The 19,638-nt window shown below is 42.1% G+C and carries 11 protein-coding genes; 9 read left to right on the plus strand and 2 right to left on the minus strand.

The features are described 5' to 3' along the window. Positions 1–599 precede the first annotated feature (599 nt). A complete protein-coding gene (locus tag EHC72_RS13790) occupies positions 600–860 on the minus strand; it encodes a helix-turn-helix domain-containing protein (RefSeq protein WP_131538299.1) in 261 nt (86 codons plus the stop codon). Positions 861–1,126: 266 nt separating this feature from the next. After that, positions 1,127–1,885, minus strand: coding sequence for a hypothetical protein (locus tag EHC72_RS13795; RefSeq protein WP_131538300.1), 759 nt, complete (start codon positions 1,883–1,885; stop codon positions 1,127–1,129). A 361-nt stretch (positions 1,886–2,246) separates the two neighbouring features. Between EHC72_RS13795 and EHC72_RS13800 the strand changes: the two genes are divergently transcribed. From EHC72_RS13800 to EHC72_RS13840, 9 genes are all read left to right on the plus strand, one after another. Next, the gene (locus tag EHC72_RS13800) at positions 2,247–3,434 is read left to right on the plus strand and encodes a glycoside hydrolase family protein (protein WP_131538301.1); all 1,188 of its coding nucleotides are present in this window, start codon (positions 2,247–2,249) and stop codon (positions 3,432–3,434) included. 742 nt (positions 3,435–4,176) lie between these two features. After that, positions 4,177–6,003: a sodium:solute symporter family protein gene (locus EHC72_RS13805; protein ID WP_131538302.1), complete on the plus strand. Its 1,827-nt coding sequence runs from the start codon at positions 4,177–4,179 to the stop codon at positions 6,001–6,003. 21 nt (positions 6,004–6,024) lie between these two features. After that, positions 6,025–7,206, plus strand: a complete 1,182-nt coding sequence (locus EHC72_RS13810) for a glycoside hydrolase family 130 protein (RefSeq protein ID WP_131538303.1) — start codon at positions 6,025–6,027, stop codon at positions 7,204–7,206. Between the two features lie 512 nt (positions 7,207–7,718). After that, positions 7,719–10,970, plus strand: coding sequence for a SusC/RagA family TonB-linked outer membrane protein (locus tag EHC72_RS13815; RefSeq protein ID WP_165585829.1), 3,252 nt, complete (start codon positions 7,719–7,721; stop codon positions 10,968–10,970). A 264-nt stretch (positions 10,971–11,234) separates the two neighbouring features. Further along, entirely contained in the window at positions 11,235–12,788 is a 1,554-nt protein-coding gene (locus EHC72_RS13820; protein ID WP_165585830.1) for a RagB/SusD family nutrient uptake outer membrane protein, read from the plus strand. A gap of 93 nt (positions 12,789–12,881) precedes the next feature. Next, positions 12,882–15,680, plus strand: a complete 2,799-nt coding sequence (locus tag EHC72_RS13825; RefSeq protein ID WP_165585831.1) for a SusC/RagA family TonB-linked outer membrane protein — start codon at positions 12,882–12,884, stop codon at positions 15,678–15,680. Positions 15,681–15,693: 13 nt separating this feature from the next. Then, positions 15,694–17,400 carry a RagB/SusD family nutrient uptake outer membrane protein gene (locus EHC72_RS13830; RefSeq protein ID WP_246029427.1) on the plus strand — a complete coding sequence of 569 codons (1,707 nt, stop codon included), beginning with the start codon at positions 15,694–15,696 and terminating at the stop codon, positions 17,398–17,400. Positions 17,401–17,411: 11 nt separating this feature from the next. Further along, complete coding sequence (locus tag EHC72_RS13835) at positions 17,412–17,972, plus strand: DUF1735 domain-containing protein (protein WP_131538307.1); 561 nt, start codon at positions 17,412–17,414, stop codon at positions 17,970–17,972. Positions 17,973–18,023: 51 nt separating this feature from the next. Beyond that, entirely contained in the window at positions 18,024–19,559 is a 1,536-nt protein-coding gene (locus tag EHC72_RS13840) for an FG-GAP repeat domain-containing protein (protein ID WP_131538308.1), read from the plus strand. Positions 19,560–19,638: the final 79 nt, after the last annotated feature.

A 19,638-nucleotide genomic window follows, 5' to 3' on the forward strand; every position in this document is an offset into this window, starting at 1 on the left:
GGTTTGCTTTTTCTGTTTTTTACCAAACTGAGGAAGAAATAAACATTTCTAGCCAGCAACAAGCAAATAACACACTGGATTTATTTACACACAAAAAAAGCTGCCTCGTTTATTTTGAGACAGCTTCCAGATGGTGAGGCTCTGCCCAACCACCGCTTGCTCCTTTTTCTGAAAATGAAAAAGGACCTTTAGCATAATGCATAACCCCTCATAGTTTAAATCCATGATTGGTTAAAGAGATATGTAGGCTTCCAAATTTTTCGATATCTACATATCTCAATATGCTTATTTCTCAACCTTGGCTGTTTCACACCACCAGACCAAACTCCCCTTCTTTGGATGATAGGAAGGCTTATATTGGATATAACCATAAGCAATAAGCTGTTGCATGCACTTATGGTAGGTCGCAATTGAGGCAACTTTCGAGAATGCCATCAGTTTTCTCCTTGTAACTGAAAATGGCTCCCGATACTGATTATTCTGCCAGCATAGACAGATTGCTGTCAGCATACTGATATGAGTTGGAAGCAATCTGCCGTCCAATTCTAATCGTAAAACAATGACCTCAAAACCTCCCCTTAGGTGGGTTTCATCGTTAATCATTGATTTCCCTCAAGCAGCTTTGTGATATCCTCCATTTTGTAATACATCATTCCTCCAATCTTGGTGTAATGCAGCGTTCCGTTGATTCGCAGATTCTGCAATGTACCAGGCGAGATACCCAGCAGTTTACGTACATCAGCGCTCTTTAACCATTGTTTGTTTTCGGGTTGTCCGGGCTTCAGGAGCTGCCTAATCTCGCTGAGCATTTCGGTTTTCAGATTTTTTAGATCATCCTTTGTGATTAATTCTACATTCATTTTCCTTGATTTATTTTATCATAACACTATTTGTCAGCTCACAATACCACTAAGAAGGCCCTTTATTGAAAAGGCAAACTCAAACTTCCGTAGCTGTATTTTTTGAGCTGGGACAAAGAAAAATAAAGGAAATTGCATTTCGCTACCATACAAAATTGTATGGTAATGGATTGGTTAATAATAAAATGTATTATTCAGGAATTGGATAAGTATCGAATGATATTCTTATCAATCTTTTGGATGTATTTGTAGATTTTTAGCTATCGCTATTTTCTTATAATGCTCTTAATCTCGAAAAGATGTTGGTCCGCCGGAATGGATGAAGAGCGGGTACCTGGATTGCGCCTGTCCTTGGGGAAATATCTCCGAACACGGTTAAAGTCAATTTCTTTGTTGTCTTCCCGGAAATATTTGCAAATCATTTTTACCCACACAATTTGGAATTCCGCAAAAACTAGTTGTTTGTCAGAAGGTAATTTTATCTCTTCCATTTGGATAACTAAATCTACAAAGCTTAGAAACCCTCCTTTAGGAATATTGATGAATTGAGTAGTTTCTAATTCGGTTGCATTCTTAAGTTCAGCCTTAAGTGAATTTATTTGTCGCTTAAGCGTTAAAATATGAGATTCCTGATTGGCAACTATGTCATCGAAGGATTTATGAATATTCCATCTATCAAACGATACAAGCAGAATTTTTAGCTGTGAAAGATGAGCAATTTCACGCTGCGTTTTGGGATGGTTTTTGGCGTAAACATCCCTGCTATTTAGTACTTTTAATTGTCTATCGACTATCTCGAAAAGGTTTTTGAAGAATAATTTTTCAGTACTATCGATAACATTTTTTTGGTAGTAATCCCAATGATGTCTATAGAATTCCTCAAATCTTGTTGGTGGTATTGCGAAAATTCTTTTAAAGAGATGCTTTAAAAAGTGTGATTGGTTCCATGTTATTGGGTTTCCAATATCCAAAGTACTGAGAGAAAAATCAAAGCGATCACGGGGCTTGAAATAAATGATGCTCATAATGTATCGATTTAATCAAAGATAACATTTCCATTCGATAGTTTAATTTGATAATAAATAAGACATGAAGTTGAATAAGGAGGGGCAATTGAAATAGATGGCTGGGACGGGCCTACAATGCATACAAAATTTATAACTTGATGCGATCACCTTCTGAAATGCCAGCGGTTCAGATGTTGGGTCATAACTCCTTGAATTTAATTCTATTGATGATGTCTTGTCTAAGATATATTAATACGCGATTTTGGTAAAATATTGTTACAAAGCTCTTTACAACAAATTTAAGTTTGGTTAAACCAATTTTCGCCTTTACGATGATAGCAAAGAGCACAAAATCGTAGAGCTAACCTAAAAAAATCTTATGAGAAAACTGTTATTATCCCTGGCGGTCATGGCCATAATTGCCTCAAACGCCTGTAAACAAGAGCAGATCAACCCAGAGCCCGCTCTAACTAATCAACAAACCGAGGTCAACCAGCAAAATACCTCCGCTGCTTTAGTCACCAACCCAACAGTGACCATTGGGGGCAACAAATTTTATGTCGAAGGCAAAGAAATCTTTTTCAACGGCATTAACACGGCATGGCAAAAGCAGGCCGATTACACTCTGGACTTCCTCGGTCGTAACTTTGACCGAAACTGGTGGATAAATGAATTCCAGCGATATAAAGATAACCGTATCAACCTGGCCCGTGTCTGGATACATGGTGCAGGTGAATACAGCCCAAGCCTCAATGGCGGTGGTGTTACTACAGGTGCAAGTCCGCAATTCTGGAAAGATATGGACAGTCTGGTAGCCATCGCCACCCGCAAAAAGATCTACATTATGCCAACCCTGTGGTCATTTGACATGGTCAAAGACAACCACCCCAAATACAATCAATATCGACAGATTATCAATGATGTTAATAAGACCCAGTGGTATACAGAATATTTCTTAATCCCATTTGTGCAACGATACGCCAATAGTCCTTATGTGATGGGTTACGACATTTGCAATGAGCCGGAACATATGTGGCGGGATGCCAATTGCGGCAACTTATCAAGGAATAACGTTGTTCGGTTCGTAGCCTGGTGCGCAGCTGCCATAAATCAATATACCTCAAAACCCGTTACTCTAGGTTCTATGTGGATAATTTTCAACAGTAACCGTTTCCCTGGATGGGATACCAACGCAGGTAATAACTACAGTGACGCTTCGCTCCAGACCCAGTATAATAACAGCAATGCCAAACTGGATTTTTATTCCCCGCATTGGTACCAATGGCAAACCTCCGGTGGTCCTTTTAATACGTCCATCGGATACTGGCTAGACAATGGCAATAAACCCGCTCTAATCGGCGAAACTTACGGAGGCAACGTAACCGGATCCAGCTCAGCTAATAATATCACCATGGAAAACTTTTACAAAAATTCCTACCTTAATGGTTATGCTGGTGTCTGCGCTTGGAAAAACCCGCGGGAGAATGACGGTTACGGAACTTTCAACGGTATTATCCAAGGAACAAATGCTTTTTACAATGCTTATCCAAATTTGGTGTACCCGTAAATTCGTTATTGCCCAAATAAAGCTAGACCGTGGATTCTACTCCATACGCGAATTTCCTTTTTTCAAAGGGAGCGGTCTTGCGGAATAGTGATGATATACTAAGCAAATTGATTTGCCTGCTATTCACCTTGGAAGCAAGGCTGTTCGCCTTTTTTATGCCCTTGCGCTATATTTAATAATATAGCCAACATATTCTAATCTACTAGAGATCAGTATCTTTATTCTTTCTATTCACAAAATAATATATATTCGAAAGATTCATCTACAAAACTAACCAAACCGCGTGTACTGCAGCAGTTGTGAAAAAGTACTCAATTAAAAAGAATGAGGGCAGCTACTAACAACGTCTGTCTCAGATGGCCACAGCAAGTATATAATTTTGGTAAAATAATATTGATGAGAGTAACATTCCCTACCAACATATTATTCAGTTTGTTAAAATACCATAGCCTGAATAAATCCCAGGAATATGAGTTTTTGCATCTTGTATGCATCTTATTTCCGTAGCCGTAAAGTATAAGTATGCTTTTAAAATACAAGCATTAGATAAAATAGTATTAACATACTATTCTTTTCAAGACTACTTTTGATACATAAACAAGCAGTAACGAATCTTATATTCGCCATGTACTAACCAACCATTATATGAGACACATTCCAGTTTTAATTGAGGACTGTTTTAATCTTCAATTTCCAATATCAACCCTAATTACCCTAACTAAACAAGCGATAAACGACTAAGATGAAGCTGCACCTAATCGATATTTTAATCTTGGTCTTTTATTTAATCATGATGGTCTTCATTGGCTGGTATTACCGCAATAAAGCCCGTTTAAATAAAGAAAGCTACCTGATGGGCGGCAAAAAATTGCCATGGTATATGCTCGGCTTAAGTGATGCTTCAGACATGTTCGATATCAGCGGAACCATGTGGATGGTATCGCTTTGCTTTGTGTATGGACTCAAAAGCATCTGGATTCCGTGGTTATGGCCTGTTTTCAATCAGGTTTTCAACATGATGTTTCTTGCAAAATGGTTAAGACGATCAAATGCTGATACTGGTGCGGAATGGTTGGCCACACGTTTTGGTTTAAAGGGCCGCGGTGTTAAGGCATCACATAACGTTACGGTCGTTTTCGCTCTAATCGGTTGCTTGGGGTTTTTAGCATACGGTTTCATTGGTCTTGGTAAATTTGTCGAAATTTTCATACCATGGAATATAGTAGAGCCCTACGTACCCTTTAATGTCAGCACACAATATGTTCCTCATTTTTATGGTATTTTGTTCACCTTATTTGCAACTTTTTATTCCATACTCGGGGGAATGCATAGTATTGTACTGGGAGATGTTATCAAATACATCATCATGACCATAGGCTGTATTGCCATTGGTTATATAGCCTTTACTCACCTGCAAAGCCAGTCCATCCAGACTCCGAAAGGTTGGGCGAATCCTTTTTTTGGATGGAAACTTGAGCTGGACTGGTCAAATATTGTGGCTGATGCCAATAAAAAGATTGCCGATGACGGTTATGGTTTATTTGGCTTATTCTTTATGATGATGCTATTTAAAGGTGTCTTTGCAAGTCTGGCCGGGCCCGCACCAAACTATGACATGCAAAAAGTACTTTCAACCAGCTCTCCCAAAGACGCCTCGAAAATGACAGGTTTCGTTTCTATAATACTTCTTCCTGTCCGATATACTATGGTTATTGGGCTCACAGTGCTAGCACTTTTATATTACAAACAACTGGACTTAAGTTCACCAACAGGAACTGATTTTGAGCGCATACTGCCAGCAGCCATCAATTCATTTTTGCCAGTAGGCGTGTTGGGTATTGTACTTACAGGTCTTATGGGGGCCTTTATGGGGACTTTCTCAGGAACTTTAAATGCCGCCCAAGCTTACATCGTAAACGACATTTACCTAAAATATGTAAGGCCTGAAGCTTCGACTAAGCAAATCATGACTATGAATTATTTAACAGGACTAGTGGTGGTTGTGGTTGGTGTTTTTTTGGGTTTTTTTGCCAAAGATGTCAACAGCATTTTGCAATGGATAGTCTCAGGGCTATATGGCGGTTATATCGCGGCGAATATGTTAAAATGGTATTGGTGGAGATTCAATGCAAACGGCTTTTTCTGGGGGATGCTTTCAGGTATCGCTGGTGCCTTGGTCTTTTCGCACTTCTTTAGTGGTATTGAATTTCTTTACTATTTTCCCGTGCTATTTATCATCTCCATCGTCGGCGCCCTTGCGGGCACCTATAGCGCTCCTCCAACGGATGAGCAGGTTCTGAAAAGCTTCTACCGCACCGTTAGGCCTTGGGGGTTTTGGAAACCGATTCATGAACTGGTTTTAATAGAAAGCCCTGATTTTAAAGGTAACAAGCGCTTCAAGCTCGACATGTTCAACGTGGCTCTGGGCATTGTAGCCCAGCTCTGCCTGACTGTCCTTCCTATGTATTTTATCCTTTGGATGAAAACGCCATTAATCATCACCATTGTTCTTATTGTCCTAATTGCGGCGATATTAAAACGCACCTGGTGGAATAAATTAGAAAATTAGATTTTTAGACTTTAACATAAAATGAATTTTAACAGCAGACTGGAAAAAATAATAGCGCAATATGAATCGCTCATCCGTCAAAAAAACGAAGCAATAGATTACACCAATGGTATTTTTCAGCGTTACCTAAATCCAGTGCTTACCGCCGGCCACGCGCCTTATAAATGGAAGTATGATTTGGATGAGAACAGTAACCCGCTTTTATTGGAAAGGATCGGCATCAACGCGGTATTCAACTCCGCGGCCATCAAATTTGAAGGGAAATACATTCTTATGGCCAGAGTAGAAGGCGGCGATAGGAAATCTTTTTTTGCCATCGCAGAAAGTGATAACGGTATTGATAACTTTAGATTTTGGGACAAACCAGCTATCATTCCACACCTTGAAGGGGAAACAAATCTATATGATATGCGCCTTGTTCAGCACGAAGATGGATGGATTTACGGTGTGTTTTGTACCGAAAGCCGCGATGCTTCGGCGCCTGAAGCGGACCAGTCTTCTGCTGTTGCGCAATGTGGGATCGTTCGTACCAAGGACCTTATTCATTGGGATAGATTAGCGGATTTCAAAACCCACTCCGCCCAGCAGCGAAATGTAGTTTTGCATCCGGAATTTGTGGATGGCAAATATGCATTCTATACCCGTCCACAGGACAGTTTCATTGAGGCAGGTAAGGGTGGAGGTATTGCATTTGGGCTTGCAGATGATATTGAGCATGCAACAGTAGATGTGGAAACTGTCATCGATAAGAGAATATACCATACAATTTATGAGGCTAAAAATGGTCTTGGCCCCGCTCCGATAAAAACTGAAAAGGGCTGGTTGCAGATGGCCCACGGGGTGCGTAATACTGCCGCCGGTCTTCGTTATGTTTTGTATTTATTTTTGAGCGATGCAAATGATCTCACCAAAGTCACTCACAAGCCTGCAGGTTATTTTCTTGCACCAGAGGGCGAGGAGCGGGTGGGTGATGTATCAAATGTTGTTTTTTGCAACGGCTGGATAGCAGATAATGACGGAAAGGTATTTATTTATTACGCATCTTCAGATACAAGAATGCATGTGGCAACCTCCAGCATTGATAGCTTATTGGATTACACCATGAATAGTCCACAGGATGGATTTAACAGCGCCGCATCAGTACAGCAAATTTGCAAAATGGTTGAAAAAAATGACCAATTGGAATTAATTGAAAAGCGTTAGGAAGCTAGTTAATCTATATCTAATTCGTTATTAAAACATTAAATTAGGTTAAAATACTATTAGCCTTATGTTAACTTGCAAAAGCTGTTAGCGAATTAGCCGAAATGAATTTTCTAATTGGTTTAGCGGTTGGAGGGCCCTTAATAAAGTGGGTCCTCTTTCTTTTTTTTTCGCAAATTACCATTTAAATTATAGGTGGTATAAACGATGTTTATCAGTCTAAAATTGTGTCTATGAGGCTGAGACTTCTCATCATCTAAAAAAAAATATTTTACCATATTCTGCAATAAAACACCTAGCCATCAGTGATGCTGAAATCGATTCATGCCACTAAAGAAATAATGCTGGAAAGCGTTTGACTTCGCGTATTATCTATACGAATTATACCATATTTTGTTAAAATACCATTAATTAACAGGCAATATTTTAACTAATATTGCTTATACAATTTGCACCCTGCAAATCAACTAACCAAAATAATCTTTATGAAAAGTTTTTTACACACAACAGCGGTGTGCCTAATCTTTTTACTAGCCTTTACTTACCAACTCTTTGCCCAGCAAAGAAACATAAAAGGCGTAGTCAACGACGATAGTGGACAACCCCTGCCTGGCGTTTCGGTGATGATAAAAGGTACCCAGCAAGGCACCTCGACTAACGGGGAAGGGCAATATTCCCTAAATGTATCTTCATCTTCTGCTATTCTGATTTTTAGGGCAGTGGGTTACGCAACACGTGAACTAGAAGCCAGCAGTTCAACAATCAATGTATCACTAAAATCAACCACAGGCGATTTGGATGAAGTTGTGGTAAAAGGATTTGGAGCCCAGCAGAAAAAAATTACCGTAACGGGTTCGGTCTCTACCATTGGCGGAAAAGAACTGGTATCTACCTCTGTATCCAATATATCCAATATGCTTATCGGTAATGCTCCAGGAGTTTCAGGTTTGCAACAAAGTGGAGAGCCTGGTCGAAATAATGCAGCCATTAACATCCGCGGAGTATCCACTTATGCTGGGTCAACAGATCCGCTTATCGTTATCGACGGAGTGCCAGAACCGCCTGAGCAGACCTACTCGAGGTTAAACTCAATGGATGCCAATGAAATTGAAAGTATTAATATTCTCAAAGATGCATCTTCCACTGCAGTTTATGGCGTAAGGGGTGCAAACGGTGTTATTATCGTGACCACAAAAAGAGGTAAACTTGGTAAGCCTGTTTTAAGCGCATCAACAAATTTCGGATTCACCACAGCAGCCAACTTGCCGAAGAATGTAAGCTCCTATGATTTCGCTTTAATGCGCAATGAGGCGATTCGCACCGAGCAGAGCACTTATGGCGTGTCTGCTTACAATGATTACCTTTTCGATAGCAACGATTTATGGAAGTTTGCCAACAACCGCGACTATACCCCGGCTGAAGTCGCGAATTATCCAGGGCTCACCAGTGCCCAGAGGGATGCGCTAAACGCCAGTCCTGCGCTGTATTATTCCAGCCGCGATCTCTTTAAAGATCAGTTTGGTGGTAAGGGTCCACAGCAGCAGTTTAACTTAAACATTGCGGGGGGTACTGAAAAAGTAAAGTATTATACCTCATTAGGCTATTTTTCCCAAGGCTCCATCCTTCAGAATACAGATTACTATGGCGCAAATACAAAATCAACCTACGACCGGTACAACTTTTTATCCAACTTTGACATCAACGCTGTAAAAAACCTGGCCATCTCGGTTAATCTATCCGGACAGTTCGGCACCATCGTTGGACCTGGTATCGATGGCGGAACTTCGCTCACTGACCGCTACAAAATTATTATGCAATACCTTTATGATACCAATGCCATGATGGCGCCAGGTATTATAGACAATAAACTCATCAACAGTATTGCAGGTAACCCAGGTACCGCATCGAATCCACTGGGACGTAAAATTGGAAGTTTACTGGGTAACCAGAATTCCATCAGAAATTTACTTGCCAGCGGAACAGAAACCACATACGATTCAAGATTAACCGGACGCATCGGGGCCAAATATACTATGGACTATTTAACTAAGGGTCTATCCCTTAGAGCTAATGTGAATTATGAAAACAATTATTCAAAAGCAACGACTTACCGGGTAACTCTTCCGGAGTTTTCTGTCCGCCGAAATCCAATTGATCCAAATATACTTGATTTTTTTGGTGGGGAGCGTACCTCTTCAGGTACGTTTAATCCTAATCCCAATCATAATAGTGTGAACCGTACTTTTTACGTGGACGCAGGTATTGACTATGCACGTACCTTTGGTAACCATAGCGTTACCGCCCTTGTGCTTGCAAATGCACAAAAATATTATCTGCCTATAGATAACTTCAACACGCCGTCAGGAAATATGGGACTTGTAGGTAATGTGGCCTATAACTACAAAGAGCGTTACCTGGCAGAAATCAGCGTTGGGTACAATGGTACTGAACAGTTCGCTGAAGATAAAAGGTTTGGCCTTTTTCCTGCATATTCAGTGGGATGGGTCGCTTCAAATGAATCCTTCTTTCCTAAGAATGACTGGATAACTTTCTTAAAATTCCGGGGCTCATATGGACTGAGCGGGTATGATAAAATTGGTGGCGACCGCTATGTATATCTTCCCAGTACTTTTGTGATCAATCAGCCAGGGTATTATTTTGGCAATAGTGACGGGTCAACCCCAAATACGCTAACTACTGGAACAAATGAAAGTAAACTTGGTAACCCGGCGGTAACCTGGGAAGAGGAAACCAAAAGAAACATAGGCCTGGAGGCAAAATTTTTCAAAAATAAACTCTCGTTAATCATTGAAGGGTTTAAAAATGACAGGACCAATATTTTCACCCAGCCTGGTACCATCCCGGCAAGTTATGGAGTGGCAGCAGCGAACGTACCCAGAGCAAACCTGGGCATCATGAACAACAAAGGTTATGAAGTAAGCTTAGGCTGGTCAGAAACCAGGGGACAGGTTGGTTATAACATCAACGCTTACCTGAGTTATGCAAAAAATAAAATTGTTTACAATGCCGAGGCCCTCAACCCATACCCTTGGATGAATACCTCCGGTTATAGTTTTGGTCAGTACAAAGGCTTTGTTTCGGATGGTTTTTATAATACCCAGGCAGAACTTAACAACCGTCCTGTATTAACCTATAATGGCAATCAGGCTGCCCTTGGAGATATCCGCTATAAAGACATTAATGGTGATGGTCTAATAGATGCATCAGATAGGGTGCCTATAGGATACACCAACCGGGCATTATATGATTTTAGCCTGAAGACCGGCATCAATTATAAGGGCTTTGATTTAAACGTACTTTTCATTGGCAAAAGCAAAGGTTCATTTAACATCAATAATGGCATGAATCACCCATTTGTAAAAAATGCAGGAAACGCATTCCAATGGCAGTTTGACGGTCGATGGACACCAGAGAAGGTAGCCAATGGGGAGAAGATAACTTTTCCAAGAGCTACCATCGCAGGTTCAGCCAGTGAGGCAAATAATTATCAGAATTCTGATTTCTGGTTAGTCTCTACAGCTTTCAAGAAGTTAAAAAATATAGAACTCGGTTATACTTTCAATACTTACGGATTCATGAAAAAAGCGCGCATCAGTTCCCTTAGGATTTATGCAAATGGCAATAACCTTTTCACTTGGGACAATGATTTTGATGAGATTGACCCTGAGCAAACCGATAGCGGAACTTCTTACCTTTTCCCGCTAACCAGGGCTTTCGTTTTCGGCGCCAATATTCGTTTTTAAACCTGATTATCAAAAAATATGAAAAAGATAATTTACTTCATCTCCGCAATAATAGGCGCAACTGGCCTTTATTCTTGCCAGAAAGAATTTTTAGAAAAACCTGAAACTACAGGGAACACGACTATAGAGACGGTTTTCGCCTCCTCTGTTGAGTCTACCAAGGCGCTCGCCAATGCCTACAGGACTTCTCTTTGTCAGGGTCTTTTTGATAATGGTGGCACCAATATCGGAAACGGCACACTGTCTGGCATTTCTGGCGAAGCGATGCCTGGAGAAAGCTGGGCAGATATTTATGCTGCTTATAGTTTAGCAGGACTTACCTCAGAACGCAGTACCGATAACTTTGCGAATAACTTTGTAGCCATCAGGCGTAACTATATCATTTCTGAAAACATTGATAAAGTGCCCGATATGGATGGCGCCACAAAAGCTTACGTAAAAGCCGAAATGGCTGGCTTAACCGCCTACCGTTATATGGGCATGTTCATCCGTTATGGCGGTGTGCCGATTGTGAATAAAACTTTTATCTCTTCAGATGATTTAGCTGTTCCCCGCGCTACCCTGCAGGCAACCCTTGATAACATTATTCAGCTAAGCGATGCCGCTTATGCCGGGCTTCCAGATAGCTGGCCGGATAAGTCTGTGGGCAGGTTGACTAAAGGCGCCGCACTGGCGATAAAAGCCAGAGCATTGCAATATGCTGCAAGACCCTTATTTAATTCGGCAACACCTTATTTAAGTTTAGGTGCAAACAACAATATGATATGTTTTGGTAATGTAAGCCAGCAAAGGTGGACGGATGCAGTGACCGCCAACGAAGCGGTCATTGCCTGGGGAAAAAGCCATGCTACCGACATCATCAATAGCGGAGGCGGTGCAAATACCCCTAATCCTAACGCACTTGATGACTACGGGACTGCAACCTCAACACCCAATAATAAAGAAGTATTACTGGCCTATAAAGTGGATAATAATGCCAATAACGTTAAAATGTTCAAATTCTATATTCCTGTCCGAGGATCTTCAGGAAGAGGGGGCAATGACATTAACAACGAAAGATACCTCACTGATAATGCAGGGATGATCACAAATTTTCTTCGCATTTATTATAAAGCAGATGGTACTGATCAGGACTGGCCAAAGGTAGGAGATCCGGCAAGACCATATACTGACTATAATACGCGCATGCAGCAGATGGAGCCAAGATTTAAGGCAGACAACTATGCGCATGGAATTGATGCATGGAATAACCCTGGGAACTCAGTCTGGTCATATGATAACATCAATTCAGGTGTGAATATCTCAGGATCTGGAAAAGGCGATGCACAAAGCACTAAATTTTATTACAAGGCCGGCACCCGTTCCTGGTTTGAATGGCCACTGTTCCGTATGTCTGAATTCTACCTGAATTTAGCTGAAGCCTATAACGAACTGGGCAATACGGCCAAAGCGCTTCAAAACTTAAATATTGTGCACAATAGAGCAGGTCTTCCAAGTATTACCGAAAGCGAGCAGTCAAGGCTTCGCCTGTTAATACAGCGGGAATGGAGCATCGAGTTTTATAAAGAAAACCGCAGGTATTTCGATGTTAAACATTGGAAACGTTCTGATATCGCCAGCGGTGTGATCGGCGGGCAGTATGAGGAGTTCAGGTTTACTTTCGCACCTGGCAAAAGCAATCCTGCCATAACCTCTGATATATCATCCTACACCAATAACAATACTTTGAGTCCGTACTGGAATGCAAAGATGTATTTAGAACCCATTCCACTTTCGGAGATTAATAAACGCATACTGGTGCAAAACCCAGGTTATTAAACGCTGAAAACAAACTAAGTAATTACAGGAAATATGACTAACCAATATATAAAAAGCACTGTTCTTTCCGCCTGTCTGCTTTTGGGCCTGGCGATGAATGTTGCCGCACAAAATAAGAGCCTAAGTGATAGCGCGGCAAGGGATACCGCGCGTATAGAGCCGGGGAGACTGCTTAATATCAAAAAAATTAACTCGACAGCTGCCATCTCCTCCGTGAGCGGTGAGGCTTTGTATCAAACGCCGACCATGAATTTAACCAATACTTTATACGGCAGATTGAATGGCCTGAGTGTCAACCTTGGCTCAGGTGAGCCAGGTTATGATAATGCAGCGCTTGGGATCAGAGGCGTGGGATCGCTATCCTCGACCTCTGCTGGTGGCTATAATACCTACAAAGTATTTGTTGACGGCTTTGAAACCAATCTCAATTACCTCGCTTACCTCTCCGCTGCAGAGATTGAAAGCATCTCTATTTTAAAAGATGCTGCAGCGCTCGCCACCTTCGGGATGCGCGGGGCCAATGGGGTGATTTATGTAACCACAAAGAGAGGAAAAATTGGTAAGCCGACCATTTCTTTTCAGGTAAGGACCGGCATTCAGAAAGCTATCAATATCAATAAACCCCTTGATGCTTTCGGCTATGCTAGCATGTATAATCAGGCCATCAGTAATGACAGGGGCAGGGTCTGGTCCCCTCTTTATTCGCCTGCACAGTTGCAGGGCTACAGAAACGGCACTGGAACCAATGTTGATTGGTTTGCTGAGGTGTTAAAAAACCATGCGCCATATACTGATGGTGACCTGAGTTTTACCGGCGGGGATGATAATGCCAGGTACAATATTGTGCTGGATTACGCCAGGCAACAAGCTTTATATAATGTCAAGCAAACCGATGCCACTTCGAATTCGATGGTGAAACGTTACAACCTTAGGTCAAACCTGGACTTTAAAATGTTTGACATATTTGAAGCGAAGGTAGACATTGGCGCTAGGATTGAAGACCGTAAAGCGCCAAACTATAGCGGAGCCAACCTTTGGCAAAACCTTTCGCGGTATCCATCCAATATTTATCAGGTAAGGGATGCCGCTACCGGAAACTACTCTGGTACTTCGCTTTTTCCCGATAACCCCGTAGCATCTATCAATTCGCTGGGCTGGTTTTCTTCCCACAGGCGCATCCTTCAGGGAAATTTTACACTCAAAGAGCGTCTGGATGAGCTCACACCAGGCTTATATTTAAGCCAGGCATATTCCTTCAATAGCTATTCGCAAAGTAATTACTCTAAAACGGCAGATTATCCCCGCTTCTTTAATGGTCAGCCCGGCGGCCCGACAAATGTACTCACTCCGCTCCGGGCAACGGGCATGATTCCCGGAGGACAGGAAGACTGGAAACAGCTAATGGGTACAATCGGTTATGAGAGAAGTTTTGGAAAACACCAGATTTTATCTGCACTAAATTACCATCAGTCTGATTTTAAAACCGATGGCGGCGCCAATGCTTATATTTACCGTTACCAAAATATAAGTGGACGGGCTAACTATAGCTATGATAACCGTTATGTTGCTGAACTTGGTTTTTCTTATTTCGGCGCTGATGGTTATGCGCCTGGTAACCGGTGGGGATTTTATCCCGCGATTTCTGCCAGCTGGATAGTTTCCAATGAGGCATTCTTAAAAGATAGCAAATCCATCACGCTGTTGAAATTACGCGCATCTGCCGGAAAGACCGGAAGCATGGATTCAGAAACCCAGAATAGCGGACGCTTTCTCTATCAGCAGTACTATAATAACAGTGGAACTTTTTACACCGGAAACTCCAGCATCACGGGTAACTCAGGCCTGAATCAGAACATTTTAGCCAATCCCGATATTTTTGCTGAACAAAGCCTAAAATACAACATTGGGGCAGAAGTGAATTTCTTTAAAAAACTAAGCCTGTCTGCAGATGTATTTTTAGATAAGCGTAGTGGAATCCTTACCCGGGACAATACCATTACCGGAATTTATGGCACTATAAATAGCTTTGCCAATCTTGGAAAAGTAACCAATAAAGGCTTTGAACTTTCCGCCAATTTCTCAGATAAAAAAGGAGATTTTGGTTATGGCATTTGGGGACAGGTGGCTTACAATAAAAACAAAATCGACTATTTTGCTGAAATTCCCCAGCCATATGAATACAACCAGCAAACCGGGCGATCAATAGCCCAGAATTATGGCCTTGTTTCAAAGGGATTTTATCAACTCGAAGATTTCAATGCCAATGGTACTTTAAAAGGTGGCGCGCTCCCTGCCTTTGGGCTTGTTCAGCCTGGAGACTTAAAATACCAGGATTTAAACGGAGATAATATTATTGATGAAAAGGACATTACCTCAGTGGGCAAATCCCTATTTCCGGAAATGACCTATTCTTTTGGTGCAAACTTTAGCTATAAAGGTTTTGACTTAAGTGCACTATTCCAAGGTATTGGCGGTTCATCAGTGAACATTTTAAGTGCTGCCCCTAATCAGATTCAAGCCTTCGTTGGCAATGGAAATGTATTTCCTGTTGCACAAAATGCATGGGCTTATTACCCGGACCAGGGCATTGATACCAGGGCTAGCGCGAATTATCCACGCTTAACCACCGCTGCGAACAATAATAATTACCGCTCGAGTGACTTTTGGGTGAAAAGCAGGGATTTCCTTCGCCTGCGTAACGTAGAATTAGGATATACTTTTAGTCCGGCTTTTGTTAAAAAGCTTTCGCTTTCTAACCTTCGCTTTTATGTAAATGCTGTCAATCCATTAACCTGGAGCAGGCTGGAAAAAGACTACGGATTAGACCCAGAAACGCTAAGCGCTTATCCAGGCATTAAATCATTCAATACCGGACTGTCGGTTACTTTTTAATTCTAAAAATAAAATGATGAAAATCAGAGCACCATATTTGACCCTCTTTTTCGCTGGCCTGCTGCTAATCAGTGCCTGTAAAAAAGATTTTTTGGATACCAGGATGGATACACTTCCAACGCCTGAAACCATTCAGACCACCAGAAGCTCACTGACCGGCTTTGCGAATGCATTTTATGCACCGATTAGTTTTGCTATAGGATTTACTACTTTAGACAATAGCTTTTTTGAAGCTGCCAGCGATGATGCCCAGCAAACCCTAACCTTCGCGCAAGGGGTAATTCCTTTTAATCAGGCGACTTTGAGTGAGGCTAATCCTTCGACAGAGGCTAACAAGTATTATGCCTGCTATGAAGGCATCCGCGCGGCGAATTTCTTTTTGGATTATTCTAAAAACTGGAAAGCAATGATCAGCCAGAATCGCGATACCCTGACGGACGTGACGAATTATAACCGCGATAAACTATTCATCAGTGCTTACCGTGGTGAGGCGCATGTGGCAAGGGCCTATTATTATTCTGAACTTATTAAACGCTATGGCGGGGTACCTATTGTTACCAAAACGCTGCAGCAGGCTGGTGGAGACTTAGCAGTGGCAAAGTCCAGTTATGATCAGGTGGTTGATTATATTGTTTCGGAAATCGACACCTACAAAGACTCTTTGGTTGTGAGCTGGAAAACTAACGGTTTTTCAGACCAGGACGGACGTTTCTCTAAAGGCTCAGCGCTGGCGATAAAAGCACGTGTACTTCTATACGCGGCAAGTCCTTTACATAACCCATCGAATGATCCCGCCAAATGGGCCAGGGCAGCGGCCGCCGCTAGGGAAATTATCAGTACCCCTGCATTTGGTTACGCGCTTCATACCGGTGGTTATGGGAATTATTTTCAGGGAAATAATTCACTTAACAGCGCCGAAACTATTCTTGCTATTCGCAGGCCTGCATCTAATGATTTGGAGCGAGCCAATTATCCCATTACAACTACTGGTGGCGCAAGTGGGGTGACCCCATCGCATAATCTTGTGGCCGAGTATGAACTCAAAGGCAGCGCCGATGCTGCCAACATTTATGCGAACCGCGACCCAAGACTTTCAGAAACGGTGGTATTAAACGGCAGTAGTTGGAACGGTCGTACCATTGATCAGTCCCCGGGTGCTGGTGATGATATGGCTAAAACCAATACTTCTCGCACAGGCTATTATTTAAAAAAATTCCTGGCGCCAAATCTGGATTTAGTAAACAATGCCACCGCCCAACATCAGTGGGTAGCCATTCGTTACGCTGAGGTGTTGCTTAATTACGCCGAGGCGATGAATGAGGCTTACGGTCCGGATGGCACAGCACCTGATGCGCCATCAGCGATGACCTCCAGAACAGCACTCAATATGGTGCGTTCAAGGGTAGGAGTGGCGATGCCAGCAGTTTCGACAGGCGGAAAAGATGCTTTCCGCGCAGCAATCAAACATGAACGCAGAATTGAGCTGGCCTTTGAAGATCACCGCTACTGGGATCTGCTTCGATGGAACGATGCCGCCACATTATTAAATCAGCCTATCAAGGGGGTTAATGTAAGTAAAAATGCAAATGGCAGCTTCAATTATACCATTGTTGATGTTGCTACACGGACCTTCAGGGCTCCGGCGATGTATTACTTGCCATTTCCAAGAGCGGAAGTTGTGCGCTCAAACGGATCAATTACCCAAAACCCAGGTTATTAACTCTAAAAGCAATGAAAAAAATATTTTATAATTCCGCCATTGTGCTTGCGCTGTGCGCCGTGGCGCTTTTGATATCCTGCGAAAAAAACGATCAGGACTTAGATTATGGTGATGCTAAAATTTATATCCCCCAGGGTTTAAGTTCAAACCTTAATTACCTGGTGCCAAAGGGCCTGGATTCTGCTTCTAGGAACTACACTTTGGATACAAAGACTAACCAGCTCAAGGTGATACTCGGTGTGGCTAGAAGTGGAAAGACCACTGATGAGGGCTACTCGGTAAATATCAGCACCAGGGCAGATACCATCAACACTTTGATAGCATCAAACCTGCTAACTAATACAGTACTCCTCCCGGACGGACTCTACAGGCTTCCTGGAAGTATTTCCGTGCCTGAGGGGCAGAGCGCAGGCACCTTTTTGCTGAGTATTGATGCCGCGCAGCTTAAATCGGGCTATACCGGAAAAAAAGTAGCGCTTGCGGTAGCGATTTCCTCGCCAAGTAAATTTTCATTAAGTGCAGTGAACAACAAGGTTATCGTAATTATCGACGTGAATGCGTTGAAACTTTGATAAAAGACTCGCTTACATCCCTAAAAATTGAGTAAAAACAAAATAAATATAATGATTATCACCATTGCGCTTTTTAGCGCGATGGTTTTTTATATCCTTGGTAAATCAAACCTTAAAACTCCGAAACAAAACTTAAATTTTAGTACAGCAGATGAGCAGCGTGGTGAGTTGCTGGCTAAAAGATACTGCAGCTCCTGCCATCAATTTCCCGAGCCTGCCCTGCTGCCGAAAAACAGCTGGCGAGCTGCGGTACTTCCCGCAATGGGCATGTTTTTAGGAGTGGAAACCCCAAGCGTTTCGCTAAAGGCAGAGGGAGGGAATCTCATTCCCTCCACACCGCTATTATCCATAAAGGAGTGGCAGGCTATCAAAGGGTATTATATTGATTCCGCCCCGGAAAGATTTGCTGAAGAGGAAAGAGAGGAAATTACGTTTGGCCTTCCATCTTTTGAAGTACTCTTGCCAAAGCAAGATATTTTCTATAGTAATCTTGCTTTAGCAACTTACGTGAAAATTAGTCCGGAATCCAACCATTGTCTGCTTATCCAAAACGGCATATCAAACCAGTTGTACCAAATCAATGCCCGGCTAGATACTTTGAAATCTTCAAAGCTGCCAGGAACCTTAGTGGATATGGATTTATCTGCCAGGCCTAATCTTGCCACTTTCATTGGGGAAAATTATATGGCTAGCCAAAGCAGTGGCGGGCGCGTTTACGAGCTCAGCCCTGCTGCACTTCATCAGCTTTCAGGCAGGAAACCGATATTTTCTTCACTTTCAAGGCCAGTTAAAAGTCTCAAAGCGGACTTAAATGGCGACGGGTTAAAAGATATTTTAATAGGTGAGTTTGGAAGACTCACTGGTCAGCTCTCATGGGCGCAGGCGAGTAAGAATGGTACTTACAAAAAGCACATTTTGAGGCCGATGCCTGGCATAATAGATTTTATGATAACCGACGTGAATGGTGATAATAAAGCGGACATTTATGCTTTATTTGCGCAAGGCGATGAAGGGATTTTTCTGTTTAGAAATCTTGGCAACGGTAAATTCGATACTGAAAAAGTATTAAGCTTCCCCCCGGTTTATGGATCGAGCAGTTTTGAACTCGTTGATTTTAACCAGGACGGCTTTAAAGACCTTTTGTATACCTGCGGGGATAACGCAGACCTCTCTCCGGTACTAAAACCCTACCATGGCATTTATATTTTTTTCGGTGATGAAAAAGGGAAGTTTAGAAAATCATTTTTTTATCCAATGAACGGCTGCTATAAAGCTATTGCCCACGATTTCGATTTAGACGGGGACTTGGATATAGCTTCTATCAGCGCATTTCCTGCCGCATCGAGCCCTTGGGAAGCGTTCATCTATCTCCAAAATCAAGGCAATCTATCCTTTAAGGGATTTACTTTAGCTAAAAACGTCCCTTTTCAAAAAGGACTAACGATGGATAGTGGAGATTTTAACGGGGATGGTAAAATAGACCTTTTAATTGGGAACAAATATTACAGCTCGGATAAAACTGCTGAAAGTCAGCCCTTATTTATGCTACTAAGAAATACTTCATCGGTAACTAAAAAGACCAAATGAAAACCAACCAGAATTTTTTAAAGTCAGCCAGTTTATCTATAAACCTCAGCGCAGTGGAGACTTGTGCACATGCGCTGGG

This window comes from Pedobacter nototheniae (assembly GCF_004335085.1).
GTDB lineage: Bacteria > Bacteroidota > Bacteroidia > Sphingobacteriales > Sphingobacteriaceae > Pedobacter > Pedobacter nototheniae.

Coding starts and splice junctions, on each gene's coding strand:
- EHC72_RS13810 (WP_131538303.1), top strand. CDS start 6,025: ATGAATTTTAACAGCAGACTGGAAAAAATAATAGCGCAATATGAATCG.
- EHC72_RS13805 (WP_131538302.1), top strand. CDS start 4,177: ATGAAGCTGCACCTAATCGATATTTTAATCTTGGTCTTTTATTTAATC.
- EHC72_RS13825 (WP_165585831.1), top strand. CDS start 12,882: ATGAATGTTGCCGCACAAAATAAGAGCCTAAGTGATAGCGCGGCAAGG.
- EHC72_RS13820 (WP_165585830.1), top strand. CDS start 11,235: ATGCCTGGAGAAAGCTGGGCAGATATTTATGCTGCTTATAGTTTAGCA.
- EHC72_RS13840 (WP_131538308.1), top strand. CDS start 18,024: ATGATTATCACCATTGCGCTTTTTAGCGCGATGGTTTTTTATATCCTT.
- EHC72_RS13790 (WP_131538299.1), bottom strand. CDS start 860: ATGAATGTAGAATTAATCACAAAGGATGATCTAAAAAATCTGAAAACC.
- EHC72_RS13830 (WP_246029427.1), top strand. CDS start 15,694: ATGATGAAAATCAGAGCACCATATTTGACCCTCTTTTTCGCTGGCCTG.
- EHC72_RS13800 (WP_131538301.1), top strand. CDS start 2,247: ATGAGAAAACTGTTATTATCCCTGGCGGTCATGGCCATAATTGCCTCA.
- EHC72_RS13795 (WP_131538300.1), bottom strand. CDS start 1,885: ATGAGCATCATTTATTTCAAGCCCCGTGATCGCTTTGATTTTTCTCTC.
- EHC72_RS13835 (WP_131538307.1), top strand. CDS start 17,412: ATGAAAAAAATATTTTATAATTCCGCCATTGTGCTTGCGCTGTGCGCC.